21 protein-coding genes are annotated in these 25,548 nt (G+C 58.9%); 7 read left to right on the forward strand and 14 right to left on the reverse strand.

Features of this window, described 5'->3' with window-relative positions:
- Nucleotides 1–202: 202 nt before the first annotated feature.
- The 11 genes from AC07UB_RS08240 to AC07UB_RS08290 all read right to left on the reverse strand — a co-directional run bounded on the left by AC07UB_RS08240 (nt 203) and on the right by AC07UB_RS08290 (nt 14,208).
- Nucleotides 203–1,177 carry a 2-dehydropantoate 2-reductase gene (locus tag AC07UB_RS08240; RefSeq protein WP_492792437.1) on the reverse strand — a complete coding sequence of 325 codons (975 nt, stop codon included), beginning with the start codon at nt 1,175–1,177 and terminating at the stop codon, nt 203–205.
- 202 nt (nt 1,178–1,379) lie between these two features.
- The gene (locus AC07UB_RS08245) at nt 1,380–1,826 is read right to left on the reverse strand and encodes a CBS domain-containing protein (RefSeq protein ID WP_492792436.1); all 447 of its coding nucleotides are present in this window, start codon (nt 1,824–1,826) and stop codon (nt 1,380–1,382) included.
- 573 nt (nt 1,827–2,399) lie between these two features.
- Nucleotides 2,400–3,284, reverse strand: a complete 885-nt coding sequence (sucD, locus tag AC07UB_RS08250) for a succinate--CoA ligase subunit alpha (RefSeq protein WP_492792435.1) — start codon at nt 3,282–3,284, stop codon at nt 2,400–2,402.
- Complete coding sequence (gene sucC / locus AC07UB_RS08255; RefSeq protein WP_494651412.1) at nt 3,284–4,486, reverse strand: ADP-forming succinate--CoA ligase subunit beta; 1,203 nt, start codon at nt 4,484–4,486, stop codon at nt 3,284–3,286. Before sucC ends, sucD begins: the two co-directional genes overlap by 1 nt.
- A 201-nt stretch (nt 4,487–4,687) precedes the next feature.
- Complete coding sequence (oxlT, locus tag AC07UB_RS08260; protein WP_494651411.1) at nt 4,688–5,983, reverse strand: oxalate/formate MFS antiporter; 1,296 nt, start codon at nt 5,981–5,983, stop codon at nt 4,688–4,690.
- Nucleotides 5,984–6,296: 313 nt separating this feature from the next.
- Nucleotides 6,297–7,808: a tripartite tricarboxylate transporter permease gene (locus AC07UB_RS08265; RefSeq protein WP_492792432.1), complete on the reverse strand. Its 1,512-nt coding sequence runs from the start codon at nt 7,806–7,808 to the stop codon at nt 6,297–6,299.
- 30 nt (nt 7,809–7,838) lie between these two features.
- The gene (locus AC07UB_RS08270; protein WP_492792431.1) at nt 7,839–8,345 is read right to left on the reverse strand and encodes a tripartite tricarboxylate transporter TctB family protein; all 507 of its coding nucleotides are present in this window, start codon (nt 8,343–8,345) and stop codon (nt 7,839–7,841) included.
- Nucleotides 8,346–8,410: 65 nt separating this feature from the next.
- Complete coding sequence (locus AC07UB_RS08275) at nt 8,411–9,427, reverse strand: Bug family tripartite tricarboxylate transporter substrate binding protein (RefSeq protein ID WP_492792430.1); 1,017 nt, start codon at nt 9,425–9,427, stop codon at nt 8,411–8,413.
- A gap of 905 nt (nt 9,428–10,332) precedes the next feature.
- Nucleotides 10,333–11,613, reverse strand: coding sequence for a formyl-CoA transferase (gene frc, locus AC07UB_RS08280; RefSeq protein ID WP_492792429.1), 1,281 nt, complete (start codon nt 11,611–11,613; stop codon nt 10,333–10,335).
- A gap of 90 nt (nt 11,614–11,703) precedes the next feature.
- Nucleotides 11,704–13,446, reverse strand: coding sequence for an oxalyl-CoA decarboxylase (gene oxc, locus AC07UB_RS08285; protein ID WP_492792428.1), 1,743 nt, complete (start codon nt 13,444–13,446; stop codon nt 11,704–11,706).
- 36 nt (nt 13,447–13,482) lie between these two features.
- Nucleotides 13,483–14,208, reverse strand: coding sequence for a GntR family transcriptional regulator (locus AC07UB_RS08290; protein ID WP_492792427.1), 726 nt, complete (start codon nt 14,206–14,208; stop codon nt 13,483–13,485).
- 295 nt (nt 14,209–14,503) lie between these two features.
- On the opposite strand from AC07UB_RS08290, the gene AC07UB_RS08295 reads away from it, so the two are divergent.
- The 7 genes from AC07UB_RS08295 to ppa all read left to right on the forward strand — a co-directional run bounded on the left by AC07UB_RS08295 (nt 14,504) and on the right by ppa (nt 22,383).
- Nucleotides 14,504–16,672 (forward strand): acetate--CoA ligase family protein, encoded by a 2,169-nt coding sequence (locus AC07UB_RS08295; RefSeq protein ID WP_492792426.1) that lies wholly within the window; start codon nt 14,504–14,506, stop codon nt 16,670–16,672.
- Between the two features lie 112 nt (nt 16,673–16,784).
- Nucleotides 16,785–17,636, forward strand: a complete 852-nt coding sequence (locus AC07UB_RS08300; protein ID WP_492792425.1) for an IclR family transcriptional regulator — start codon at nt 16,785–16,787, stop codon at nt 17,634–17,636.
- A gap of 147 nt (nt 17,637–17,783) precedes the next feature.
- Entirely contained in the window at nt 17,784–19,583 is a 1,800-nt protein-coding gene (gene gcl / locus AC07UB_RS08305; RefSeq protein WP_494651409.1) for a glyoxylate carboligase, read from the forward strand.
- A gap of 54 nt (nt 19,584–19,637) precedes the next feature.
- Nucleotides 19,638–20,423, forward strand: a complete 786-nt coding sequence (gene hyi / locus AC07UB_RS08310) for a hydroxypyruvate isomerase (protein WP_494651407.1) — start codon at nt 19,638–19,640, stop codon at nt 20,421–20,423.
- 22 nt (nt 20,424–20,445) lie between these two features.
- Complete coding sequence (locus AC07UB_RS08315) at nt 20,446–21,333, forward strand: 2-hydroxy-3-oxopropionate reductase (protein WP_494651405.1); 888 nt, start codon at nt 20,446–20,448, stop codon at nt 21,331–21,333.
- A gap of 159 nt (nt 21,334–21,492) precedes the next feature.
- Nucleotides 21,493–21,792 (forward strand): putative quinol monooxygenase, encoded by a 300-nt coding sequence (locus AC07UB_RS08320; protein WP_494651403.1) that lies wholly within the window; start codon nt 21,493–21,495, stop codon nt 21,790–21,792.
- 63 nt (nt 21,793–21,855) lie between these two features.
- On the forward strand, nt 21,856–22,383 hold the full coding sequence (gene ppa, locus AC07UB_RS08325; RefSeq protein WP_492792420.1) for an inorganic diphosphatase: 528 nt from the start codon (nt 21,856–21,858) through the stop codon (nt 22,381–22,383).
- Nucleotides 22,384–22,491: 108 nt separating this feature from the next.
- Here ppa and AC07UB_RS08330 read toward each other — a convergent pair whose 3' ends face one another.
- The 3 genes from AC07UB_RS08330 to AC07UB_RS08340 form a co-directional block, all read right to left on the reverse strand.
- Nucleotides 22,492–22,716 (reverse strand): hypothetical protein, encoded by a 225-nt coding sequence (locus tag AC07UB_RS08330; RefSeq protein ID WP_492792419.1) that lies wholly within the window; start codon nt 22,714–22,716, stop codon nt 22,492–22,494.
- Nucleotides 22,717–22,891: 175 nt separating this feature from the next.
- Complete coding sequence (locus AC07UB_RS08335; protein WP_494651401.1) at nt 22,892–23,692, reverse strand: crotonase/enoyl-CoA hydratase family protein; 801 nt, start codon at nt 23,690–23,692, stop codon at nt 22,892–22,894.
- Between the two features lie 5 nt (nt 23,693–23,697).
- Nucleotides 23,698–25,482, reverse strand: coding sequence for a feruloyl-CoA synthase (locus AC07UB_RS08340; RefSeq protein WP_494651400.1), 1,785 nt, complete (start codon nt 25,480–25,482; stop codon nt 23,698–23,700).
- Between the last annotated feature and the right edge of the window lie 66 nt (nt 25,483–25,548).

A 25,548-nucleotide genomic window follows, 5' to 3' on the forward strand; every position in this document is an offset into this window, starting at 1 on the left:
AATGATTAGAAGACGGAGCCCCCTTCACCTCTCCCCGTTTACGGGGAGAGGTCGGAGACGAGCGAAGCGAGGTCTCCGGGTGAGGGGCTTTAGCTTCAGTAATGATTGCAAGGTGCCCCTCACCCCACCCCTCTCCCCGCAAGAGCGGGGCGAGGGAGCGTATCGCGCTTGCTTCATCTCCTCATCATGAGAACAATTCCACTCAATAAAGCTCCGCGACCTTGGCGCGCTGCGCGATCAGCGCCAGCACGATGTCGATCGACGGCGTCGGGGTTTTCGACAATGAGCCCATCTCCTGAACCACTGTGACCAGCGGATCGATTTCCATCGGCCGGCCGCGTTCGAGATCCTGCAACATCGAGGTCTTGTGCGCGCCGACCTTGCGCGCGCCTTCGATGCGCCGCTCGACATCGACACGGAACTTGACGCCGAACGTCTCGGCGATGGTCTGCGCCTCCACCATCATCGACTTCGCCACCGCCCGCGTACCCCGGTCGCTGCCGATCACATCGAGCGTGGCATGGGTCAGCGCGCTGATCGGATTGAAGCAGACGTTGCCCCACAGCTTGAGCCAGATTTCGTCGCGGATGTTCTCCATGACCGGCGCCTTGAGACCGGCCTTCTCGAACAGCGCCGACAATGCCATGACGTCCGCGCTCTTCTCGCCCGAGGGCTCGCCGAGCGGAAACCTGTCGCCGTAGACATGGCGGATGACGCCGGGCGCTTCGATCTCGGTGGCGGGATAAACCACGCAGCCGATGGCGCGCTCGGGGCCGAGTTCTTTCCACTGCCGTCCGCCCGGGTCGATGCTTTCCAGCGTCGAGCCTTCGCAAGCGTTGCCGTGCTTGTAGAAGTACCAGTAGGGAATGCCGTTCACGGCGGTCACCACACGGGTCTTCGGCCCGAGCAGCGGCTTCATCGCGTCCAGCACGCCGGTGATCGAATGCGCCTTGAGGCAGATGATGACGACATCCTGCACGCCGAGGTCGGCGGGATTGTCGGTGCAGCGCGGATGCACCACACGCTCCTCGTCGCCGATCAGGAGCTTCAAGCCGTTGGCCTTCATCGCCGCAAGGTGTGCGCCACGCGCCACCAGGCTGACGTCGGCGCCGGCCTGCGCGAGCTGCACGCCGAGATAGCCTCCGATTGCGCCTGCGCCGTAAATACAAATCTTCATGGCATGTCCCGAAATAAGTTGCCCAAGAACAATCTGAAGAACCATCTCAAGCTGCGTTTTTGCCTATGACTGCCCGTTAACGGCCGCGTTCACAGACCATTCGCCACGACAGCAAAAGCGTTTTTCAATGCGAGAAAAAGAACAGGGCGCAATCGACAAACCGGGGATGGCTTTGAAGATTGCGCCCTGCAGGGAGAACCGGTCAGGCAAACGCAGGGACGGCTGGTCGTGACTCTGGGCGGGCCATCGCGCCGATGTCGCCGGCAGAAATGATGTCCCTCATGCTGATCACGCCGATCAACGTGTGATCGTCGATGACAGGCAGATGGCGGATGTGATTGGCGTCCATCAGCTCGCGCACATGATCGAGCGTGTCGGTGGACTGGCACGACACCAGTTTCTGCACCGAGATCAGCGCCGAAACTTTCATGTTGATGCCGGACGGACCGTGCTCGGCGACGGCGCGAACCACGTCGCGTTCCGAAAACATGCCGACGGCGACGTTGCCTTCGGTGCGGCAGACGTCCTTGACCACAAGGGCGCCGATGTTCTCGGTCCGGAGCAGCCGCGCTGCAGTGCCGACGGTCTCGTTCATGCGGACGGTGGCGATACGGGTGCTCTTCCTGTTCAGGACGTCTCCGACTCTCATCACAACCTCCGTGGTTTGAACTGAAGTCTTGGTGGGGATGATCGTCCCCGGGGCTCGTCAGATCCGGGGACGGATGTCCTCGCTGACGGATCGATATTGGTATACATTATGCCACGAGTCAATCGGGAAATATTCCTATTTTGTGGTGGCGTCCCACGACTCTCCGGAAGGGTTTTTGGGTCCGGCGCGGAGGATCTTCACGGACGGACAATGGCCACCACGCCGTCACCGTCCTGCCTTTTGCAGCGAAGTCCGCCGCCGTTTCGCCTTATGCAACGGTGCGAGCCGTGAATAGCGATCAAGGCATTGAGGGTGCGCTGGATTCTCTCATTCATCGTCTTCATCGTTCTGGCGAAGGCACGAACGGAAAATCAGCCTCGTCATTGCGAGAAGCGCTTTGCGACGCGTAATTCATCTGTGTGAAAAATCATCTTGTCCGGATTTCTTCGCTGCGCTCGCAATGACGAAGAAGATCTCAAAAAAAATGCCCGGGACAAGCCCGGGCATCACGATGATTGGTAACTGGGGAAAACAGATTGACGTCGATGTTCGCGCGACCGCTCGCGCGCCAACTCATCCCTTCAGCACATCCACCAGCGTCTTGCCGAGACGCGCAGGCGACGGCGAGACGCGGATGCCGGCGGCTTCCATCGCCGCGATCTTCGACTCCGCATCGCCCTTCCCGCCCGAGATGATCGCGCCGGCGTGGCCCATGCGGCGGCCTGGAGGTGCTGTGCGGCCCGCGATGAAACCGACCATCGGTTTCTTGCGGCCGCGCTTCGCTTCGTCCTTGATGAACTGCGCGGCGTCTTCTTCCGACGATCCGCCGATCTCGCCGATCATCACGATCGACTTCGTATCCGGATCGGCGAGAAACAACTCCAGCATCGAGATGAAATCGGTGCCTTTCACCGGATCGCCGCCGATGCCGACCGCCGTGGTCTGGCCGAGACCTTCGGCCGTGGTCTGATACACCGCTTCATAGGTCAGCGTGCCGGAGCGTGAGACGATTCCCACATTGCCCTTCTTGAAAATGTTGCCGGGCATGATTCCGATCTTGCATTCGCCCGCCGTCATGACGCCCGGACAGTTCGGACCGATCAGCCGCGAGCTTGAGCCATCGAGCGCACGCTTAACGCGCACCATGTCCGCGACCGGAATGCCTTCGGTGATGCAGACAATCAGTGGCACTTCCGCGTCGACCGCTTCGCAGATCGCGTCCGCCGCACCCGGCGGCGGCACGTAGATCACGCTGGCGTCGGCGCCGGTCTTCGCACGCGCTTCCGCCACCGTATCGAACACCGGCAGCCCGAGATGCTGACTGCCGCCCTTGCCGGGCGACGTGCCGCCCACCATGCGCGTGCCGTAAAGCGCGGCCTGCTCGGAGTGAAAAGTGCCGTTTTTGCCGGTAAAACCCTGACAAATGACCTTGGTGTTGCTATCGATAAGAATGGACATTACGCGGCTGCCTTTCGTGTGGCGCGAACGATTTTCTGCGCGGCATCGTCGAGATCGTCGGCGGCGACGACGTTCAAGCCTGACTCCGCAATGACCTTCTTGCCGAGTTCGACATTGGTGCCCTCGAGGCGCACCACCAGCGGAACGCTGAGACCAACCTCGCGCACTGCGGCGACAACGCCTTCTGCGACCACGTCGCAACGCATGATGCCGCCGAAGATGTTGACCAGGATGCCCTGCACGTTCGGATCGGAGGTGATGATCTTGAACGCGGCCGCGACCTTCTCCTTGGTCGCGCCGCCGCCGACGTCGAGGAAGTTCGCCGGCGTCGCGCCATAGAGCTTGATGATGTCCATGGTCGCCATGGCAAGGCCTGCGCCGTTGACCATGCAGCCGATGGTGCCTTCAAGCGCGATATAGTTGAGGTCGTATTTCGACGCCTCGATTTCCTTCTCATCCTCTTCGGTGAGATCGCGCAGCTTCACCAACTCATGGTGACGGTAAAGCGCGTTGGAATCAAAACTGATCTTGGCGTCGAGACAGCGCAACTCGCCCTGCTTCGTCACGACCAGTGGATTGATCTCGAGCATCGCCATGTCGGTCGTAGTGAACGCCGCGTAGAGTTGCGCAGTGAGCTTTTCGGCCTGCTTCGCGAGATCGCCCGTGAGCCCGAGCACCTGCGCGACCTTGCGGCCGTGATGCGACATCACGCCAGTCGCGGGATCGACGGAGAACGTCACGATCTTGTCGGGCGTATCGTGCGCCACCTTCTCGATGTCCATGCCGCCTTCGGTGGAGACCACAAACGCGACACGTGATGTTTCGCGATCGACCAGCATCGAGAGATAGAATTCCTTCGCGATCTCCGAGCCGTCTTCGATGTAGAGCCGGTTGACCTGCTTGCCGATCGGCCCGGTTTGCTCGGTAACGAGCGTGCGTCCGAGCATTTCCTTGGCGAAGCCTGCGACTTCATCGACCGACTTCGCCAGACGCACGCCGCCTTTCGCATCCGCCGGCAAGCCTTTGAACTTTCCCTTGCCGCGACCGCCGGCATGGATCTGCGATTTGACGACATACACCGGACCCGGCAACGCCTTCGCTGCGGCAATCGCTTCGTCGACCGTGAAGGCCGGCGCACCCGCCGAGACCGTCACTCCGAAATTTTTCAGGACCGCCTTGCCCTGATACTCGTGAATATTCATGGCTTCCTCCGTCATGACCGAAGTCAAGAAACGCCCTGTTTGCAGGGCTTATATGAGTCGTCTGCCGTCTTGTATTATGTATACCAGAGATTGCCTGTGGTCCCGGCCCGAGTCAATCGATTTTGCGGCATCAATTCGGGAAAAGAAAAACGCGCCCATCCGGAGATGAGCGCGCTTTTTGAGCCATCTGATGCGGTCGTATCAGGCCATCGCTTGCGACTTGGCGACGACCGCCTTGCGCCACGGTTTCAGCACCACAACGGCGAGCAGCGAGGCGAGAATGTTCGCGCCGGCCGCGATGAGAAACACGTTGTCCCAGTTGCCCGACGATTGCTGCATGTAGTTTGCGACAGGGACGAGCAAGGCTGCCGTTCCTTTCGCCGTGTAGAGCAAGCCGGCGTTGGTCGTTGCGAACTTCGATCCGAACGTATCCGTGCATGTCGAGGGGAAGAGCGAATAGATCTCACCCCAGGCAAAGAACACGAAGCCCGACAGCAGCACGAACCAGATCGGATCCTGGCCCCAGAGGTAGAGCAGATAGATGCCGACGCCTTCCATGCCGAACGCGATGAACATCGTGTTCTCGCGACCGATCATATCGGAGATCCAGCCGAAGAATGGGCGCGTCAAACCGTTGAGCACGCGATCGATGGTCGCCGCGAACGTCACCGCAGTCATCGTCATCGCCATCAGCGTGACAGGCGTGTTGTCGATTTTCCAGTCCGCCGCGATCGGCTTCAGGTTCGCCGTCACCATCAATCCGCCCGCGCCGACAATCACGAACATGAAGTACATCAGCCAGAAAATAGGGTGCCGGATGACTTCGGTCGGCAGGTAGTTGCGGCGGGTCTGCTGGAGATTTGCGTTCACCACTGGCGGCGGCACTTGCCCCGACTTCGGCGCGAACAGGAAGAACGACAGGATCACGATGATGATGCCCTGCCCCAGACCGAAATAGAGGAAGGTGTTCTGGAAGCCATCGTTCTTGATCATCGCCTGGATCGGCGCGACCGTGAGCGCGGAGCCCGCGCCAAATCCTGCCGCGGTGATGCCGGCCGCAAGGCCGCGCTTGTCAGGAAACCACTTCAGCGCGTTGCCGACGCAGGTGCCGTACACGCCACCGGCGCCGATGCCCGCGATGATCATGCCGAGATAGAAACCGTTGAGCGATGTTGCTTGCGCGTTGATGGCCCAGCCGATCGCGCAGAGAACGCCGCCGACGAGGACGACGATGCGCGGGCCGTACTTGTCGACAAACCAGCCTTCAACCGGGACCAGCCACGTTTCGAACAGAACGAACAACGTGAAAGCCCACTGGATCGACGCGCGATCCCATCCGAATTTTTTCTGAATGTCGGGGACGAAGAACGTCCAGCCATACTGATAGTTGGCGATCATGACCATCGCGCCGACGCCGATAGCCAATTGCATCCAGCGATAGGTATCGCTGACTCGTCCGTCCGCCGGGGCGACGGTGGTGTGTACAGTGTCAGTCATTGTTCCTCCCGAGTGCCCTGTTCTGTTGAAATTTCGACAGGAGCTGTCAGAAGGCCAGCTTGGTATATGATATGCCAGAGCGCAAGAGGTATTCTGGGATGCTGCCTGGTTTTTTTATCCTGCGATATTTCAGGCGGTTAGCTAGGAAATCGGCGAAGAAAAAGGCTCCGGCGATAAGCCGGAGCCTTTTGTAAAGAAGCAGTCAGCGAAGACGAGAGCGACTTGTGCTGGGCTCCAATGCTCGAATGCTTGCCTTCGGCGAACAGGCCTCGGTTTCGATTCGAACGACTGGAGTCCAGCTTTCTCCCTGCTCTTATGTCGCGATCTTCGGCGTTCGCGATAGCAACCGCGACCAACCCGCAGAAATCAACGGCCAGAACAACGAGATCAATCCAAGCGTCATGATCGTGCTAACCAGCGTATTGGAGAAGAAGACGCCGAGGCTGCCCTGCGAGCCCAACAGTGCTTGCCGGAACGCCTCCTCGGCCTTGTCCCCCAGCACGATGGCAAGAACCAGCGGCGCCATGGGATAGTTGCATTTCTTCATCACGTATCCGACCACGCCGAACACCATCATCATCACCACGTCGAAGGTGTTGTTGTGCACGGTGTAGGCACCGATCGCGCACAGCACGAGAATGACAGGCGCGATAATGCTGAAGGGAATGCGCAGGATCGCTGCGAACAGCGGCACACAGGTCAGCACGATGATCAGGCCGACGAAATTGCCAAGGTACATGCTGGCAATCAGTCCCCAGACGAACTCCTTCTGCTCGACAAACAGCAGTGGCCCGGGCTGCAATCCCCAGATCAGCAAGCCGCCAAGCAGCACCGCTGCCGTCGGAGAACCAGGAACGCCGAGGGACAGCATCGGCAGCAACGCAGCCGTGCCTGCCGCGTGCGCGGCGGTCTCGGGCGCGACCACGCCTTCGATTTCACCCTTGCCGAAGTTCGCACCCTGCTTCGACATGCGCTTGGCGATGCCATAGCTCATGAAAGATGCAGGCGTTGCTCCGGCAGGCGAAACTCCCATCCACACGCCAATGAAACACGAGCGCAATGACGTCGCCCAGTAGCGCGGGAGTTCTTTCCATGTCTCCCATACTACCTTTGCGTTGATCTTGGCGGGCTTGCCCCGGAAGTTCAGTCCTTCTTCCATGGTCAGAAGGATTTCGCCGATTCCGAACAGTCCGATTACCGCGATCAGGAAATCGAATCCGCTGAGCATTTCGGAGAAGCCGAATGTCAGGCGCAGTTGTCCCGTAATACTGTCAAGGCCGACCGCCGCGAGCGCAAAACCGATCATCATCGCGACAATTGTTTTGAATGGCGGCTCCTTGCCCATGCCGATGAAACTGCAAAACGCGATGAAGAACACCGCGAATTTTTCCGCCGGGCCGAACTGAAGCGCAAACTTCGCAACCAGCGGCGCAACCAGCGTGATCATGATCACCGCGAACAATGCGCCGACGAACGACGACGTGAATGCGGCAGTCAACGCCTCCCCGGCCTTGCCCTTTTGCGCCATCGGATGGCCGTCGAATGTCGTGGCTACGGACCACGGCTCACCGGGAATGTTGAACAACACCGATGTGATGGCGCCCCCGAACAGCGCTCCCCAGTAAATGCATGACAGCATGATAATCGCCGACGTCGGCGGCATACTGAATGTCAGAGGCAACAGAATCGCCACGCCATTGGCGCCGCCCAGCCCCGGCAGCACGCCGATGACCACGCCGAGCACGATACCGATGACCATGACCAGAATGTTGAACGGCTGCAGTACCGTCGCGAAGCCGTGAAACAGATTTACGATTTCTTCCATGTCGATTTCCTCAACCGAAACTTGAAATTTCTAGAGACCAAGCAGGTCTTCCAACGGTCCTTTTGGCAACGGAATGAGGAACCATTTTTCGAAGAACAGATAGATCGCGAACGGCGTGCCCAGCGCGATGGCCGCTGTGATCGTCCATGGATATTTGCCGAGCCATTTCATGAACAGCGCGATGAGAATAACCGACGCAACATAGATGCCGAGATACGGAATGCTCAGGGCATAAATTGTCGTCGGCACGAGAACGCACATCACCTGACCGAGTTCGCCCCAGTTTGCGAACAGCTTTCCGTCGTCAGGCTCCATTAAAAGCTGAATGGCATTTACAGCGCTCGCCAGCACAATGATGACGCCGACGTAAAAGGGAAAGAACCCGGACTTCGGACCTTCGGGACCCCAGCCGCTTCCCGCTTTCATACTACCGATGATCGTGATGGCACCGAACAGGATGCAGAATGCCGCGACGCCCAACTCGGTCCATCGATGCGACGGTCCGCGACGGCCAACCTCAGAAGAATGCTCGCTCATGTTTTTTTCCAAGTTAAAAAAATCTGCCGGCGGAAGCATCCGCCGGCAGTGTTGACCTTTGAGATTTACTGTGGGGCAGCCAGGAAACCGGCTTCCTTCATGAGCGCCTGATGCCGCTTCTCTTCGTTCTCGACCCATGCCGTGTATTCGGGGCCGACCATCAGAGTCTGGTTGAAGGCGCCATCCTTCATCAAGGCCTGCCATTCGGGAGTTTCACGAACCTTCTTGAGCACATCAACGTAGTAGTCGACTTGCTCCTTGGTGGCCTTGGGCGAGGTGAAGAATCCGCGCAACATCACATATTCGACGTCGAGTCCTTGTGACTTGCACGTCGGAATGTCGCCCCACGACTTACCGTCAGCCATGACGTCCTTGTACGGCAGTTGCTTGGCGTCAAACACACACAGCGGGCGGACAGCGCCACCGCGCCACTGGGCGACAGCCTCGATCGGATTGTTGACGCTCGAGTCGATATGCTTGCCGACCAACTGGACCGCGACTTCGCCGCCGCCACGATAGGGAATGTATGTGAACTTGGTCCCGGAAGCCTTCTCGATGGCGACCGTGATGATCTGGTCTTCCTGCTTCGAACCCGTGCCGCCCATCTTGAATTCGCCGGGCTTCGACTTCGCCGCCGCGATGTAATCCTTCACGGTCTTGTAGGGGCTGTCGGCGTTGACCCAGAGGATGAATTCATCGAGCGCCATCATCGCAACCGGCGTCAGGTCCTTGTAGCTGAAGGGAATGCCGGTTCCCAAGGGTGTGGTGAAAAGGTTGGACAGCGTGATGACCAGCTTGTGCGGATTACCGGCCGAACCCTTGACGTCAAGGAAGCCTTCGCCACCGGCGCCGCCAGCCTTGTTGATCACGACCAGCGGCTGCTTCATCAGCTGATGTTTGGTGATGATCCCCTGGATGGTCCGGGCCATCTGATCCGCACCGCCACCAGTGCCCGCAGGCACGATGATCTCGACCGGCCGTGTGGGCTCCCAGGCCGCGGAAGCGGGCAACGGAGCAAGAGCTCCCACCGCAACCCCGAGACCCAGGACAAGACCTAACGTTTGACTAGACGATCGCATCATTACGTTTTCTCCCAACCGTTGTTTTAATGCCGCTCGATGGCGGCTTGAGTCCAAAGACCGCTCCGGAGTTTTCTCCAGAGCTCTTTTCATAGCATTGTGCCTTCACCTGCCTCCTGGAATGTTCAAGCGTATCACTGTGCAGGCACATGGCCGCTGCGCTGCTATGCGTGCGCATCGGTCATGTGCGGTCATTGTCAGGGAGTTTGCGCGAATAACTATGCCGACCTTCGTCGCCCCTCGGGACAACCGCTGCGGCACGGCAAGAACGGTTTCTGCCATCGTCTCTCTCCCCAGGCGGGCCGTTCCATTAAGTAAGCGACGACCGCTGCCTGAAGCGCATCCTTGTATGCGATATGCCAGCACACAAGAGCTATTCTGAGTTTATTTGTCTGGCGCTGCGGTATCGAATCCAAGCCAAACAACAAAAAGGCCCCGGAAAACCGGAGCCTTTTGCAGTTGTCTTGATTTTCGCTCTCGCAAATATCTGCGAGGCGTCAGTGACTTAATCTTTTCAGAGACCGAACCTTGGGAGATCGCCATTCCGAACTGAAATCTGCGCGCTCTTCATCAGGAGATTGTCAATGAAAGCAATGATCTGCCCCAACAAACCATTGGACGAAGCGAGACCGAGCGAAGCAGTTTTGGACATGACGGGAGCCTTTCGAAACCGATGAGTTCAGCAGCAACGCCATACCGATGGCGTCGTGTTGAACAGATCATAGGTATACAAGATACCAGTCACAACGGACCGTTTTGCATGGCAGCATTATCGATGGTGCATCGCACCAGAAACTCGGCCTGAGACAAGATGTCTCAATTTATCCAAGGTTCGCACCGGGCGACGCGGCCACGAAAAAGCCGGCGGGAGCTCCCGCCGGCTTTCATCAGATTCGTGTCTTCAGCCGTTATTCAGCTGCTTCGACTTTCCGCGGCGGCGCAAGCGCACCCGAGTTGTGGGTTTCAGCGACCTGGTTGTCGTTGAAGCCCAGCACCTGTTTCAGGATTTCATCGGTGTGCTCACCCAGAAGCGGCGAACGCGTGACAACGGTCGGGCTGTCCGAGAGTTTAATCGGGTTACCGATCGAAATGTACTTGCCGCGCGTCGGATGATCCACCTCAACCAGCGTGCCGGTGGCATAGAGAGACTTGTCCTCGGAAATTTCCTTCATCGAAAGGATAGGACCGCACGGAATGTCATCCTTGTTGAGAATCTCCATGGCCTCGAACTTCGTCTTGGTCATCGTCCACTGTTCGATGCGCGCGAAGATTTCATTCAGACGCGGCAAACGCGCGGCCGGCTTGGCGTAATCTGGATGCGTCTTCCAGCCAGGCTCACCAATCACATCGCAGATCTTTTCCCAGACCGGAGCCTGGGTGATGAAATAAAGGTAAGCGTTGGGATCGCTCTCCCAGCCCTTGCACTTCAGGATGCGGCCCGGCTGACCTCCGCCGGAATCGTTACCTGCGCGCGGCACAGCATCACCGAACGGAATGCCTTCACCAAACTGGCTGTATTCCTTGAGCGGACCATGTGCGAGACGTTGCTGGTCACGCATCTTGACGCGCGCGAGGTTGAGCACACCGTCCTGCATCGCCGCAGTGACCTTCTGTCCCTTGCCGGTGACCGTGCGCTGATAAAGCGCGGTCACGATGCCGAGCGCCAGATGCAGGCCCGTGCCGCTGTCGCCGATCTGGGCGCCCGTGACCAAAGGCAGGCCATCACGGAAGCCTGTGGTCGACGCCGCACCGCCGGTGCACTGGGCGACGTTCTCATAGACCTTGCAGTCTTCGTAAGGTCCAGGACCGAAACCCTTGATCGAGGCGACGATCAGCTTCGGATTGATCTTTTGAATGGTCTCCCAAGGGAAACCCATGCGATCCAGCACGCCGGGGCCGAAGTTCTCGACCAGCACGTCGCACTTCTTCATCAACTCGGTCAGGACTTCCTTGCCCTTCGGATTTTTAGTGTCGAGTGTGATCGAGCGCTTGTTGTGATTGAGCATCGTGAAATAGAGGCTGTCCGCATTCGGTACATCCTGCAACTGACCGCGGGTGATGTCACCGACGCCGGGACGCTCCACCTTGATCACGTCGGCGCCGAACCATGCCAGCAATTGCGTACAAGTCGGGCCCGACTGAACGTGAGTGAAATCAAGAATCCGAACGCCCTTCAGCGCCTGTGTCATTGTCTGCTCCGTATCGGTCGACGCCTTCTGACGCCGAGTGCGAGGATTGAAATTGGCTGGAAGCAACATGCTCCCAGTCGTGTGACTTGATTATTTCTTCTTCAAGATGCTTTGCGGATTGAGATTACCGATGCGTCCGCTTTCGCTACCCGCAGCCGGGTCGATCACCGCATTGATAAGCGTCGGCTTGCCGGAATCCATTGCCGCGTTAACCGCGCGCTTCAGCTCATCGGGGGTCGTTGCGTTGACGCCGACGCCGCCGAAAGCTTCCATCATCTTGTCGTAGCGCGCACCCTTTACGAAAACGGTCGGCGCAACATCCGAACTGCCCGAGGGATTGACGTCGGTGCCGCGATAGATGCCGTCATTGTTGAAAATCACAACGCAAACCGGCAGCTTGTAGCGGCAGATCGTTTCGACTTCCATGCCGGAGAAGCCGAATGCGCTGTCGCCTTCCACCGCTAGCACCGGCTTGCCGGTCTCGATCGCCGCAGCGATGGAATAACCCATGCCGATACCCATGATACCCCAGGTGCCGACGTCGATGCGCTTGCGCGGCTGATACATGTCAATGATACCACGCGCGAGGTCGAGCGTATTGGCACCTTCGTTGACCAGGATCGCCTCCGGGCGCTCCTTGATGATCGTTCGCAGCACGCCGAGCGCGCCATGATAATCCATCGGCGAGTTGTTGTTCATCAGGCGCGGCGCCATTTTGGCGATATTGTCGTCACGTTTTGTTTGAATGGATTTGGTCCAATCCGCCGACGGGGCCGCCCAGTTGCCGCCCATGCCCTGCAGAAGCGCCGAGACGCACGAACCGATGTCACCGACGACAGGCGCCACGATTTCGACGTTCGAGTCCATTTCCTTCGGCTCGATGTCGATCTGGATGAATTTTTTCGGAGCGTCACCCCAGGTCTTGCCCTTGCCGTGCGACAGCAGCCAATTCAGCCGCGCGCCGATCAGCAGGACAACGTCGGAATCCTTCAGCACCGTCGAGCGCGCAGCACCTGCGCACTGCGGATGTGTATCGGGCAGCAGGCCCTTCGCCATGCTCATCGGCAGGAAAGGAATGCCGCTTTTTTCAACAAACGAACGGATCGCATCATCGGCCTGCGCGTAGGCAGCGCCCTTGCCGAGAATGATGAGCGGCTTCTTCGCCGATTTCAGCACGTCGAGCGCGCGTTTGACCGACTCAGGCGCCGGGATCTGGGCCGGCGCCGCGTCGATAACTTTCACCAGCGACTTCTTGCCGGCGTCCGCATTCATCACCTGTCCGAACAGCTTGGCCGGAAGGTCGAGATACACGCCGCCGGGACGGCCCGAGACGGCGGCACGGATCGCACGCGCAACACCGATGCCGATGTCGGCAGCGTGCAGCACACGGAACGCCGCCTTGCACAGCGGCTTGGCGATCGCGAGCTGATCCATTTCCTCATAGTCGCCCTGCTGCAGGTCGACGATCTCGCGCTCCGACGATCCGGAAATCAGAATCATCGGGAAGCAATTGGTCGTGGCGTGAGCAAGCGCAGTCAGACCGTTGAGGAAGCCCGGCGCCGACACCGTCAGACAGACGCCCGGCTTCTTCGTCAGAAAACCTGCGATCGACGCGGCATAGCCGGCATTCTGTTCGTGGCGAAACGAAAGAACGCGAATGCCTTCTGCCTGCGCCATGCGGCCGAAGTCCGTAATCGGAATACCCGGCACACCGTAGATCGTGTTGAGGCCGTTAAGTTTGAGCGCATCGATGATCAGATGAAAGCCATCTGTCAGCTCCTGCTCCGCGTCGTTCGCAACCGTCGTCTCTGCCTTGTTTGCTGCCGTCAGCATCGGTGGCCTCCCTAGTCTCTTTTTTTGATCGTTGGTCTAAGTGAAAATTTCCTGCCCGTGGGTTTCGACATAAGTCGCAAGCCCAAGCGTGTGGTCGCGCGCGCGCTTCTCCGCAAGTTCGGTATCGCGTTCTTCGAGCGCCTCGATGATTGAAAGATGTTCAGGCAACGACACCGCTGTGCGGTCCGTCCGGCCGATCGTCAGCTGCCGGTAGCCACGAACATGCAGCAAGATGTCGTTGGTCATATCGACCAGAACCGGGGACTCGCTCAGCGAGATCAGCGCCTGATGGAACGCGATATTCGCTTTCGAATATTCCGCGATGTGATCCTGCGGCAGGCGATCCTTGTTGAAGTCCTTGAAGAAGTTGCGAAGCGCCGAAATGTCCTTCTTGCGCGCGGTCGTCGTAATAAGACGCGCGGCCATGCTCTCAAGCGCAGCCCAAGCCCGGATCATGTCGACGATCTCAGCCTTCGTCTTGCGAACAACGATGATTCCACGGCGCGGAACTGTTTTGACGAAACCGTCCTGTTCCAGCATCGCGATCGCCTCGCGAATTGGCGTGCGGCTCACGCCGAGATGTTCCGACAATGCACGCTCGTCGAGCATGACCGGCTCGGGCGACGCATAGATGTCCATCCTGAGAATGGCTTCTTTCAGCGCGTCATAAGCCTTATTCTTGAAACTTGCCTCGGGCGCGATGCGCACGATTGCAATGTCCTGCTCGGTCAGTGGCGCTTTTGAAATTTTTTGGGTAGCCATGAATCATCTCCCTCTCTCTGCCTGAGGGCTGTATACCACGGGAGTGTTGTTTATGTTCTTGGCATACCAGATGCCAAAGTGTCAAGCAGACCCTACGGGTCGAGAAAGCTCACCTTACAGGCTTGACAAAGTTGGTTCTTGGCATACCAAATGCCAAATGTAGACTTTTCGCCTGCGGGTTCCAAAATGCACGCGGGTTAAAGACCACGACATGGTGCTGAAGCGCTCGGGAATACCGTCCGACAACTCGCGCGCGATCCCAGATTTCAAAAAATGGACGTGACAGGAGGAAGTAATGGCTCATTCACAGGACGCCGCCCGCAAGGTCGATCTCGGACAGCAGGCAAAAGCCGACGTTCGGAAAATTCTCGATGCGGTAAAGGCAGATAAGCGCACCAGCCTGACGGCGCCGGAAGGCAAACTGGTCTGCGACGCTTACGGAATTCCAGTCCCCAAGGAAGGCGTCGCGAAATCGGCCGCCGAAGCCGCCAAGATGGCGGACGGCATGGGCTTTCCCGTGGTGATGAAAATCGTATCCCCTGACATTCTTCACAAGACCGAAGCCGGCGGCGTGATCGTCGGGGTCAAGACCGCAGCCGAGGCCGAGAAGGCCTATGACACCATTCTCGCAAACGCGAAGAAATACAAAGCCGATGCCAAGATCGAGGGCATCCAGGTTCAGCAGATGCTGCTGGGCGGCACCGAAGTCATCGTCGGTTCGATCACCGACGGCTCGTTCGGCAAGCTCGTGGCGTTCGGCCTCGGCGGCGTCCTCGTCGAAGTGCTCAAGGACGTAACCTTCCGCCTTGCGCCCGCGACCAATGAAGATGCGCTGTCGATGCTCGACGGCATTCAGGCCCACGAAATGCTGCACGGCGTGCGCGGCGGCGATCCGGTGAATCGCGAGGCGCTCGCCTCGATCATCGTCAATGTTTCCCAGCTTGTCAGCGACTTCCCTGAAATCGTCGAACTCGACCTCAATCCGGTGTTCGCGACCAAGAAGGACGCGATTGCCGCCGACGTGCGCATCGTCGTCGACTTCGACTACAAGCCGCGCCCTGCTCCGCGCTCGAACGAAGAAATCGTGACTGCGATGAACCGCATCATGATGCCGAAATCCGTTGCGGTGATCGGTGCATCGGCCGAGGACGGCAAGATCGGCAACTCGGTGATGAAGAACCTCATCAACGGTGGTTACAAGGGCGATATCTATCCTATTCACCCCAAGGCCGACGAGATCATGGGCCGCAAGGCTTACAAGAGCGTCAAGGATGTGCCGGGCGTCATCGACACTGCCGTGTTCGCGATTCCTGCCAAGTTCGTGGCTGGCGCGCTGATCGAATGCGGTGAGAAGAAAATTCCGGGCGCGGTCCTGATCCCGTCGGGTTTTGCAGAAGCGAACGAGCCTGCCTTGCAGGAAGAAATCGTCGCGATCGGCAACAAATACAACGTCCGCCTGATGGGACCGAACATTTACGGCTTCTACTATACTCCGGCCAATCTCTGCGCGACGTTCTGCACGGCCTATGATGTGAAGGGTTCGACCGCGTTGTCGTCGCAATCCGGCGGCATCGGCATGGCGATCATCGGCTTCTCGCGATCCGCCAAGATGGGCGTGTCGGCGATCGTTGGCCTTGGCAACAAGTCCGATATCGATGAAGACGATTTGCTCGCCTTCTTCGAGCAGGACAAGAATACCAACATCATCGCGATGCATTGCGAAGACCTGAAAGATGGCCGCGCCTTTGCGGATGCCGCCAAGCGCGTCTCCAAGAAGAAGCCGGTCGTTGTGCTGAAGGCGGGCCGCACGTCGGCGGGTGCCAAGGCGGCGGCGTCGCATACCGGCGCGCTGGCCGGCAACGACAAGATCTATGAGGATGTCCTGCAGCAATCGGGGGTGATCCGCGCCCGCTCGCTGCGTCAGCTTCTTGAGTTTGCACGCGGCATCCCCAAGCTGCCGACCCCGAAGGGCGAAAACGTCCTGATCATCACCGGCGCCGGTGGCTCCGGCGTGCTGCTGTCCGACGCGGTTGTCGATAACGGCATGTCCCTGATGAAAATGCCGGACGATCTCGATAAGGCGTTCCGCAAGTTCATCCCGCCGTTCGGCGCTGCCGGCAACCCGGTAGACATCACCGGTGGCGAACCGCCGATCACTTACGTCAACACGGTGAAACTCGGCCTGACTGACGATCGCATTCACTCTCTGATCCTCGGCTACTGGCACACCATCGTTACTCCGCCGATGGTGTTCGCGCGGAACATGGTTGAGGTGAAGAAGGAGATGGAAGCGAAAGGCATCAGCAAGCCGATGGTCGCTTCGCTCGCCGGCGACATCGAGGTCGAGGAAGCCGCTGAATATCTCTACCAGAACGGCATCCCGGCTTACGCCTATTCGACCGAACTTCCGGTCGAAGTGCTCGGCGCGAAGTACAAGTGGGCGCGCGGCGCGGGCCTTCTGTAAATCCAGACTATCGGGTGTCGCCCTCACGGGCGGCACCCGTATTCTTTGCAAACAAGCAAGTATCATTCGACGCAAAGCAACCTTCACACCACAATTGCGGGAGTTGGTAGCGATGAAAAAAGACCCGATCCGACGAAGGCACGTCGAGCCCCGCTCCGCGCCAGACAACGAAACCGATACCAAAGACGGCGGCGTGCAGTCGGTTGACCGCGCGATGCTGCTGATCGAGACGCTGGCTGAGGATGACGAAGGCTATCGCCTGACCGATCTTGCGATTCGCACCGGCCTCTCGCCTTCGACCATCCATCGCCTGCTGACGACTCTGGAGAAGCGCCGCTTCGTCCAGTTCGATCGCGATCAATCCGTGTGGCACATCGGTGCGCAGAGCTTCGCGGTGGGCGCAACATTCGCGCGCCGCCGCAACTTCGTGACGCAAGCCATGCCTTTTTTGCGCAAGCTGCGCGACCAATCTCGCGAAACTGCGAATCTCGCGGTCATCGATGACGGGGCGATGGTGATCCTGACACGCGTCGAGAGCCGCGAGATCATGCGGTCGGTAACCAAGGTCGGCGGCCGCGCGCCAATGGTCGCCTCCGGCCTCGGCAAAGCATTGCTTTCAACCTACACAGAAGAAGATGTTTTTGCGGTTATCCGCCGCGAAGGCATGCCGCGGTTGACATCCAAATCGATCGTGCGGGCCGGAGAGTTGTGCAAATCGCTCCACGATATTCGGGAGCGCGGCTATTCAATTGACGATGAGGAAGCCCAGGTCGGCCTGCGTTGCGTGTCGGCCGTGGTGTACGATGATTGCAGCGAGCCGTTGGCTGCAATTTCGGTGTCGGGCAAGGCATCCCGCGTCTCCGACGACCGTTTGCCCGTGCTCGGCAAGTTCGTGCAGGAAGTCGCCACCGAGATGACCCGCGCGCTCGGCGGCACAATGCCGATGACCGCAAAAGCGCCCTGAATTTCTTTCACCCTGGCGACGACCTAATTGCCTGTTTTTACGCAGGTTTTTTCGTCCGTTCCGCCTGTCGGAAAACAAAATCAGCCGCGTTGAGAACGCGTGTTCTCGCCGTGATGATCGCTCCGAACCAATTGACCGGAGTCCAACATGGCCAAGATGAGAGCAATCGATGCGGCGGTGCGCGTACTCGAGAAGGAAGGCGTCGTCTGCGCGTTCGGCGTTCCGGGCGCTGCGATCAATCCACTTTACTCGGCGCTGAAGAAGCGCGGATCGATCAATCACATTCTGGCGCGCCACGTCGAAGGCGCGTCGCACATGGCCGAGGGCTATACCCGCGCCAAGGCGGGCAACATCGGCGTCTGCATCGGCACCTCCGGTCCGGCCGGCACCGACATGATTACCGGGCTGTATTCGGCGATCGCGGATTCGATCCCGATTCTGTGCATCACCGGACAAGCGCCCCGCGCGCGCATCTACAAGGAAGACTTTCAGGCAGTTGATATTGAATCGATCGCCAAGCCCGTCACCAAATGGGCCGTCACCGTGCGCGAGCCCGCGCTGGTGCCGCGTGTGTTTGCGCAGGCGTTTCACATCATGCGTTCGGGACGCCCCGGCCCCGTGCTGATCGACCTGCCGCTGGACGTGCAACTCGCCGAGATCGAATTCGACGACGAAACCTATGAGCCGCTTTCGGTCTACAAACCCGCCGCCACGCGCCGTCAGATCGAGAAGGCGCTCGATATGCTCAATGCCGCCGAGCGGCCGCTGATTGTCGCCGGCGGCGGCGTCATCAATGCTGATGCGTCCGACCTTCTCGTGGCGTTCGCCGAGATCATCAATGTTCCCGTGGTGCCGACGCTGATGGGCTGGGGTGCGATCCCGGACGATCATGTTTTGATGGCCGGAATGGTCGGCCTTCAGACCAGCCACCGCTACGGAAATGCGACCATGCTCGAATCCGATTTCGTGCTTGGCATCGGAAACCGCTGGGCCAACCGTCACACCGGATCGATCGAAACCTACACCAAGGGCCGCACTTTTGTGCATGTCGACATCGAGCCCACGCAGATCGGCCGCGTGTTCAATCCGGATTTCGGCATCGTTTCGGATGCGAAGGCAGCGCTCGAACTGTTCGTCTCGGTCGCAAAGGAATGGCGCAAGGCCGGTAAACTGAAGGAACGTCAGGCATGGCCGGCAGCCTGTCAGGACCGCAAGCGCACGATGCTGCGCAAGAGTCATTTCGACAATGTGCCGATCAAGCCGCAGCGCGTTTACGAAGAGATGAGCAAGGCGTTTGGGCGCGACACCTGCTACGTCAGCGTGATCGGTCTCTCGCAAATTGCAGGCGCGCAATTCCTCGGCGTCTACAAGCCGCGCAACTGGATTAACGCCGGGCAGGCAGGACCGCTTGGCTGGACCCTCCCCGCTGCGCTCGGTATCCGCGCGGCCGACCCGACGCGCGAGATCGTGGCGCTTTCCGGCGATTACGATTTCCAGTTCCTGATCGAGGAACTTGCGGTCGGCGCGCAGTTCAAGCTGCCCTACATCCACGTCGTCGTGAACAACTCGTATCTGGGCCTAATCCGTCAGGCTCAGCGCGGCTTCGAGATGGACTATCATGTCCAGCTGTCGTTCGAGAACATCAACGCACCGGAGCTTGGCGTCTACGGCGTCGATCACGTCGCGGTCGCCGAAGGACTGGGATGCAAGGCAATCCGCGTTCGCGATCCGAACGACGCACAGGCTGCATTTGCCACCGCCCGTGCCTTAATGGCGGAGCATCGCGTGCCAGTGGTTGTTGAGTTCATTCTCGAACGTGTCACCAACATCGCGATGGGCACGGAGATCGATAACATCGTCGAGTTCGAGGAGGTTCTCGATCTTCCGCTCGACGATGCGCCAACAACCCCGGAGAAGACCGGTCGCGGCAAATTGCTGCCGGTCTGAAACACGCGCGCCCTCTATCGCAAAACAAGACAAACAAGAAAAGGACATTCCGCCGTGCCGAAATTTGCAGCGAACCTGACAATGCTATTCAATGAACTGCCGTTCCTCGACCGCTTCGCGGCGGCCAAGGCGGCAGGATTCGCCGGCGTGGAATATCTGTTTCCCTACGACTTCGAGAAGGGCGTGCTGGGCGAACAGCTCCAACAACACGGGCTGACACAAGTGCTGCATAATCTTCCTGCGGGCAATTGGGGTGCAGGCGAACGAGGTATTGCCATACTTCCAGATCGCGCCGCTGAATTCCGCGACGGCGTCGGCCGCGCCATCGAATACGCAAAAGCACTGGGCTGCCGTCAGGTGAATTGCCTCGCTGGGATCGCACCCGCAGGCGCCGAGCCGGCGGAGCTTCATGCCGCGCTGATCGAGAATCTTCGTTACGCCGCGAATGCTCTCGCAAAACAGTCAATCAAATTGCTGATCGAGCCGATCAACACCCGCGACATTCCCGGCTTTTTCCTGACCGGAACGGATCAGGCAGCGCAGATCGTTTCCGAAGTCGGCTCCGCGAACCTCTTTATCCAGTATGACATCTATCACATGCAGATTATGGAGGGTGATCTCGCCCCCACCATGAAGAAGCATCTCGACCGCATTGCACACATCCAGCTGGCGGATAATCCCGGCCGCAACGAGCCCGGTACCGGCGAAATCAACTATCCCTTCCTGTTTCGCTATCTTGACGAGATCGGCTATCGTGGCTGGATCGGCTGCGAATACAAGCCGAAGACCACCACGGCTGAAGGTCTCGGGTGGTACGAGCCGCACACCGTCGGCGCGTAAATCAAGAAGAAGGGAAAAGGGAATGACCGACATCGGTTTTATCGGACTCGGAATCATGGGACGCCCGATGGCGGGCCACTTGCAGGCCGCGGGACATCGTCTGTTCGTCCTGGAGACGTCTGCCGCCGCAAAGGACATGGTTGCCGCCGGTGCCACCGCCTGCAAATCAGGCAAGGAAATTGCGGAAAAATCCAGCGTCGTGATTATCATGGTGCCGGATACACCGGACGTCGAAACCGTTCTCTTCAAGTCCGGTGGCGTCGCAGAAGGTCTTTCCAAAGGAAAAATCGTCGTCGACATGAGCTCGATTTCGCCGATCGCGACGAAAGAGTTTGCCAAAAAGGTCAACACGAAAGGCGCTGACTATCTGGACGCGCCCGTCTCAGGTGGCGAAGTCGGCGCAAAGGCTGCGTCACTGACCATCATGGTGGGCGGGCCGCAAGGTGCGTTCGACACCGTCAAGCCGCTATTCGACAAGATGGGCAAGAACGTCACCCTGTTAGGCGGCAATGGCGACGGCCAGACCACCAAGGTCGCCAACCAGATCATCGTCGCACTCACCATAGAGGCCGTCGCCGAGGGCTTGCTGTTCGCATCAAAGGCGGGCGCCGATCCGGCGCTGGTTCGGCAGGCGCTGATGGGCGGACTTGCCACCTCGCGCATTCTGGAATTGCACGGGGAACGCATGATCAAGCGAACCTTCAATCCCGGCTTCCGTATCGAGCTGCACCAGAAGGATCTCAATCTGGCATTGGAGGGCGCACGGGCGCTTGGCGTCTCGCTGCCGAACACGTCGATGGCCCAACAGCTCTTCAATTCCTGCGCAGCCCAGGGCGGCAAAGCATGGGATCATTCCGCAATGGTGAAGGCACTGGAGACAATGGCCAATCACGAGGTGGCCAAAGCTTAACCACGCAAGCCCCTGAGGGGTTCAAGCCGGCCGTAGGCCGCTGCTGGCGGTGCGCAGAACAAGCTATTTGTGTTATTTTCGCCGCGGCAGGCAAACGGCCCGCCGCGGCTTTTTATTGCGCCTGCGGTAGCCAACAATGAAAAACTTCAGGAGGAAGGCATGATTGTGGTGACCGGCGACGCGCTTGCCAAACCCGATACATTCGATGAGGCGCGCCGGTTAAGCCTTGAGCACGTTCATCGCTCCCGCGCCGAACCAGGCTGTATTTCCCACGCGGTCCATATCGACTGCGAAAATCCGCTCCGTCTGGTTTTCGTCGAACAATGGGCGGACAAGCAGGCCTTGATGGTTCATTTCCAGGTGCCGGCGTCCGGTGCATTCGTAAAGGCCCTCCGTACCCTGCTGACAAGGCCGGCGACTATTCAAATTTACGACGCAACGCAGCTGCAAATGCCATAATGTCGCTTCAACGGGCGGCTAGTTGCCGCTGCAACCGAATACAAGAGAGAGAGCAACGGCATCATGAATATCGATGCGATCCGGATTGGCAACAATCCACCGGACGACGTCAATGTCATCGTGGAGGTCCCCATCGGGGGCGAACCCATCAAGTACGAAATGGACAAGGCCGCGGGGACGCTGGTGGTCGACCGGTTTCTGCATACCCCAATGCGCTATCCCGGAAACTACGGCTTCGTGCCTCACACGTTGTCAGACGACGGCGATCCCATCGACGTGCTGGTCGCCAATACGCGCCCGATCGTACCGGGCGCGGTGATCAACGTGCGCCCGATCGGCGTCCTCAAGATGCAGGATGACGGCGGCGGCGACGAAAAGATCATCGCAGTTCCCGTGCCGAAGCTGACCAAGCGCTACGAGAATGTTCACAACTATACCGATTTGCCGACCATCACGCGCGAGCAAATCCAGCACTTCTTCGAGCACTACAAGGATCTCGAACCCGGAAAATGGGTCAAGCTGATCGGCTGGGGTGATGCCACGGAGGCACGCCAACTTATCGTCGAGGCGATTGCACGCGCAAAGAAATAGCTGACGATCCTGGAATCAACGTCGGGCTGAACGTGGGCAGCCCGACGATCTGACGCAGAAGATGTCTTCGCGCTAAAGAGCGAAGCGCCCGCTACCACTCAAGTTCTTTCAGGAGAACTTGGTCCGCTCCCGCTTCGCTGCATCGTAGATTTCGATTTGCAGCATCTTATACCGGTTAAGTAATTCCGCAGCGGCAACTTTAGCCGCAGCTTCATCTGCAAATTGCGTCTTGAAGTGACCATCGACCACGAGCGTAAACCCCTCGGCTGGCGCGATGTCGGCACGTTGAATCTTGCGCGGCTCTTCTTCCGGCAGAGTGAGTGGCTTCTTCATGTCGTCTCCGGTTTCCGCTGAAAGCACGGTTGAGCCTGCAGGAACCTGCGACCAAGACCGCTATATGCGAGCCTGTCTACCAATACCACCGGGAGAAATCAAAGAGTGAGAGTCCGCCCGGCGATGTTTGTTCCATCCATATCGGCCGTTTACACACCCACGCAGGCCAATCGGTTCAGGAGCCCTTTCGCAAGGCCCCAACCGCTGGTTTGGCGACACGTTTCTTGGCAAAGCCATTTAATCGCTCGGTGGCTTCCGGACTGGTTTGTGTAAAAGCGGCAACCAGACTCTCAACAAAAAGCCCGTCATCCTGTGCCATATCCTGAATGCGCGGCAAGGCATTGGTAATGGCGAAATTGGACAGCGGTGCATTGGACGCGATCTGGCTAGCCAGTTCGCACGCCCTGTCTAGGGCCTTTCCAGCCCCGACAACATAATTCAGGAGGTTAAACCGTTCGGCTTCATGAACATCTAGCACGCGGCCGGTCAACATGAGGTCGGTCATGCGCGCCGCCGTCATCATGCGCGCGATCCGCACCGAACCGCTGCCGCCCACGAAGATGCCTCGCTGCCCCTCCGGCAGCGCGAAGAAGGCCGTCTCATCCGCGACCCTCACATGAGTCGAAGCAGCGAGTTCGAGGCCGCCACCGATCACTGCCCCATGCAGCGCCGAAACGAACGGAATTCTGCCGCGCTGAATTTGATCGAAAACCGCATGCCAGCGGCGCGATCCCTGTATGCCTTCAATCGGCGTCTTCTTGGCATGTTCCGACAGATCGAGCCCTGCGCAAAAATGATCACCATGCCCGAAAATAACGCCGACCCTCGCACTGGCTTGCGCCCGGCGCACCACGGTCTCGAGAGCATCGATGACGGCATCGTTGATCGCGTTTCGCTTTGCGGGACGGTTGAGACCGATCCGAGCGACATTCTCACGCAATTCATATGTGAAGAAATCGTTTTCCATAAGGGGCATATAACTCAGCAGACCTTGATGATTTCAGGATGGGTATCGCGATAGAGCGCTTCGACGACGTCGCTGCGGCGCTCGCGAATAAGGCGCGAATTCAGCGAGCCTTTTTCGGTGATCTCGCCGGAGTCGAATGTCGGTGGATCACGCAAGATGATAGCTCTTGCGATACGCTGTGATGCACCCGTGACGCCTTTATTGATCGCAGCAAGCGAGGTGCGTAACTTTCCCTTGTAGGCCGGATCATCGGCTGAATGAGCTGGCGCTGGAACGATCAGCAACCCGACATCGTTACGATCCGCGCCGGTGACGACAACATCGGCTATGAGACCAGCAAGTACGGAATGGGCCCGCAACCTGATCGCAGCCACGTCGACCCATGTTCCGGTCAACAACTTGAAATCTTCGGTGGTTCGTCCGTCGAACATCAATCCCTGCGCAGGATCGTCCGGATCCGCGAAGGCGACTGCGTCGCCGGTACAGAAGAAGCCTTCATCGTCGAATGGGCTGGCCGCCTCCCCCGCGTTCCAGTAGCCGCGCATGACATTTGGTCCTCGGACGCGAGCCTCAAGCTTCCCCTGATGCGGCACCAGCTTCAGTTCCAGCCCCGGCAAGGGAATCCCGATGTTTCCCGGCGTCAGCCCGGATCGATTGACCATCGTGATTGACGGAGCGGTCTCGGTAAGTCCCCAGCTAGTCGTCATCGGAATATCGCGACCGGTCGTCGCGCGCCCAAGTTCGACCAGTCGCTTCCACAATGGCGCGGGCAGGCTGGCACCTGCATAGAACATCAAGGTGAGATCGCCGAAGAAGTTCTGGCAGGCAACCTCGTCAGACTGAAGCTGCGCCAACAGAAGCTCGTAGCCCTTTGGAACATTCCAATAGTGAGTCGGCCTGATCTCCCGCAGATTGCGGATGGTCCGACCAATCTCGCCGGGGAGCGGCTTTCCGTCATCGATATAGAGCGTCCCGCCATAACGAAGGATTGTGTTCACCGTGTAGGAGCCGCCGAACACATGGCTCCAGGGCAGCCAGTCGAGAAACACCGGTGTTTGAAGCGCCATGAAGGGCCAGACGGCCTCGATCTGCGACAGCGATGTGCACATCATGCGATGCGTTGTCGGCACGCCTTTCGGCGTCCCCGTCGATCCGGACGTAAACAGGATTTTGGCAACGGTGTCCGGCGAGAGACCGCTGGTGCCACTGGCTTCCGGCGGATGTTCAAGCAGGCTGGAGAGTGAAACAGCGTTGTCGAGACGCTTTTCGCCTCCGACAACAATCTCACGCCCCTTCATTTCATCGATTGCAAGCGCGCGCGCAAAAGGCGCCGCCGTCGATGCGAAGACCAGTCCGGGGTCGAGTATCTTCAGAATAGTCCGCAGCTTACCAAAATCGCCACTCATCGTTGAATACGCCACCGACAACGGCGTGTAAGGAATGCCAGCCCGCATTGCAGCCAAAGCTATGAGCTGGTGCTCGATGCTGTTTCCCGACAGGATAAGAATGGGACGGTCCGGCCCCAGCCCGCGCCCGGCGAGCGAAGACGCAAGCCGCTCTACTTTATCATGGGCCTCGGCGTAACTGATTGTCTTCCAGCCGTCGCCAGCTGCATTCCGCTCAGCAAGAAACGTTTGACGGGGACGAGCTTCAGCCCACTGTTTCAGGTGATCGTGCGTCAGCATATCCGGCGCCGCCAATGGCGCTTCCGTGCGCAATATCACCGTGCCGTCTGGGCGCGTCTCCCGACGCACATTCGCGGCGAGAAACTGGAGCCCGATTGCTGGCTGATCTGTCACAGCTTCTTCCATCATAAGCCTCAAAAATGCGGGACGCCGAGTGGGACGCAGATTGTTCGCAATCAA

The sequence above is a fragment of the Afipia sp. GW821-FHT04G03 genome (assembly GCF_059419985.1).

What these genes read in the sequence shown, in the direction of transcription:
- frc (WP_492792429.1), bottom strand. Translation starts at nt 11,613, where the DNA reads ATGACACAGGCGCTGAAGGGCGTTCGGATTCTTGATTTCACTCACGTT.
- oxlT (WP_494651411.1), bottom strand. Translation starts at nt 5,983, where the DNA reads ATGACTGACACTGTACACACCACCGTCGCCCCGGCGGACGGACGAGTC.
- ppa (WP_492792420.1), top strand. Translation starts at nt 21,856, where the DNA reads ATGAATATCGATGCGATCCGGATTGGCAACAATCCACCGGACGACGTC.
- AC07UB_RS08300 (WP_492792425.1), top strand. Translation starts at nt 16,785, where the DNA reads ATGAAAAAAGACCCGATCCGACGAAGGCACGTCGAGCCCCGCTCCGCG.
- AC07UB_RS08275 (WP_492792430.1), bottom strand. Translation starts at nt 9,427, where the DNA reads ATGATGCGATCGTCTAGTCAAACGTTAGGTCTTGTCCTGGGTCTCGGG.
- AC07UB_RS08290 (WP_492792427.1), bottom strand. Translation starts at nt 14,208, where the DNA reads ATGGCTACCCAAAAAATTTCAAAAGCGCCACTGACCGAGCAGGACATT.
- AC07UB_RS08320 (WP_494651403.1), top strand. Translation starts at nt 21,493, where the DNA reads ATGATTGTGGTGACCGGCGACGCGCTTGCCAAACCCGATACATTCGAT.
- gcl (WP_494651409.1), top strand. Translation starts at nt 17,784, where the DNA reads ATGGCCAAGATGAGAGCAATCGATGCGGCGGTGCGCGTACTCGAGAAG.
- oxc (WP_492792428.1), bottom strand. Translation starts at nt 13,446, where the DNA reads ATGCTGACGGCAGCAAACAAGGCAGAGACGACGGTTGCGAACGACGCG.
- AC07UB_RS08335 (WP_494651401.1), bottom strand. Translation starts at nt 23,692, where the DNA reads ATGCCCCTTATGGAAAACGATTTCTTCACATATGAATTGCGTGAGAAT.
- AC07UB_RS08295 (WP_492792426.1), top strand. Translation starts at nt 14,504, where the DNA reads ATGGCTCATTCACAGGACGCCGCCCGCAAGGTCGATCTCGGACAGCAG.
- AC07UB_RS08265 (WP_492792432.1), bottom strand. Translation starts at nt 7,808, where the DNA reads ATGGAAGAAATCGTAAATCTGTTTCACGGCTTCGCGACGGTACTGCAG.
- AC07UB_RS08315 (WP_494651405.1), top strand. Translation starts at nt 20,446, where the DNA reads ATGACCGACATCGGTTTTATCGGACTCGGAATCATGGGACGCCCGATG.
- AC07UB_RS08240 (WP_492792437.1), bottom strand. Translation starts at nt 1,177, where the DNA reads ATGAAGATTTGTATTTACGGCGCAGGCGCAATCGGAGGCTATCTCGGC.
- AC07UB_RS08330 (WP_492792419.1), bottom strand. Translation starts at nt 22,716, where the DNA reads ATGAAGAAGCCACTCACTCTGCCGGAAGAAGAGCCGCGCAAGATTCAA.
- AC07UB_RS08245 (WP_492792436.1), bottom strand. Translation starts at nt 1,826, where the DNA reads ATGAGAGTCGGAGACGTCCTGAACAGGAAGAGCACCCGTATCGCCACC.
- sucC (WP_494651412.1), bottom strand. Translation starts at nt 4,486, where the DNA reads ATGAATATTCACGAGTATCAGGGCAAGGCGGTCCTGAAAAATTTCGGA.
- AC07UB_RS08270 (WP_492792431.1), bottom strand. Translation starts at nt 8,345, where the DNA reads ATGAGCGAGCATTCTTCTGAGGTTGGCCGTCGCGGACCGTCGCATCGA.
- sucD (WP_492792435.1), bottom strand. Translation starts at nt 3,284, where the DNA reads ATGTCCATTCTTATCGATAGCAACACCAAGGTCATTTGTCAGGGTTTT.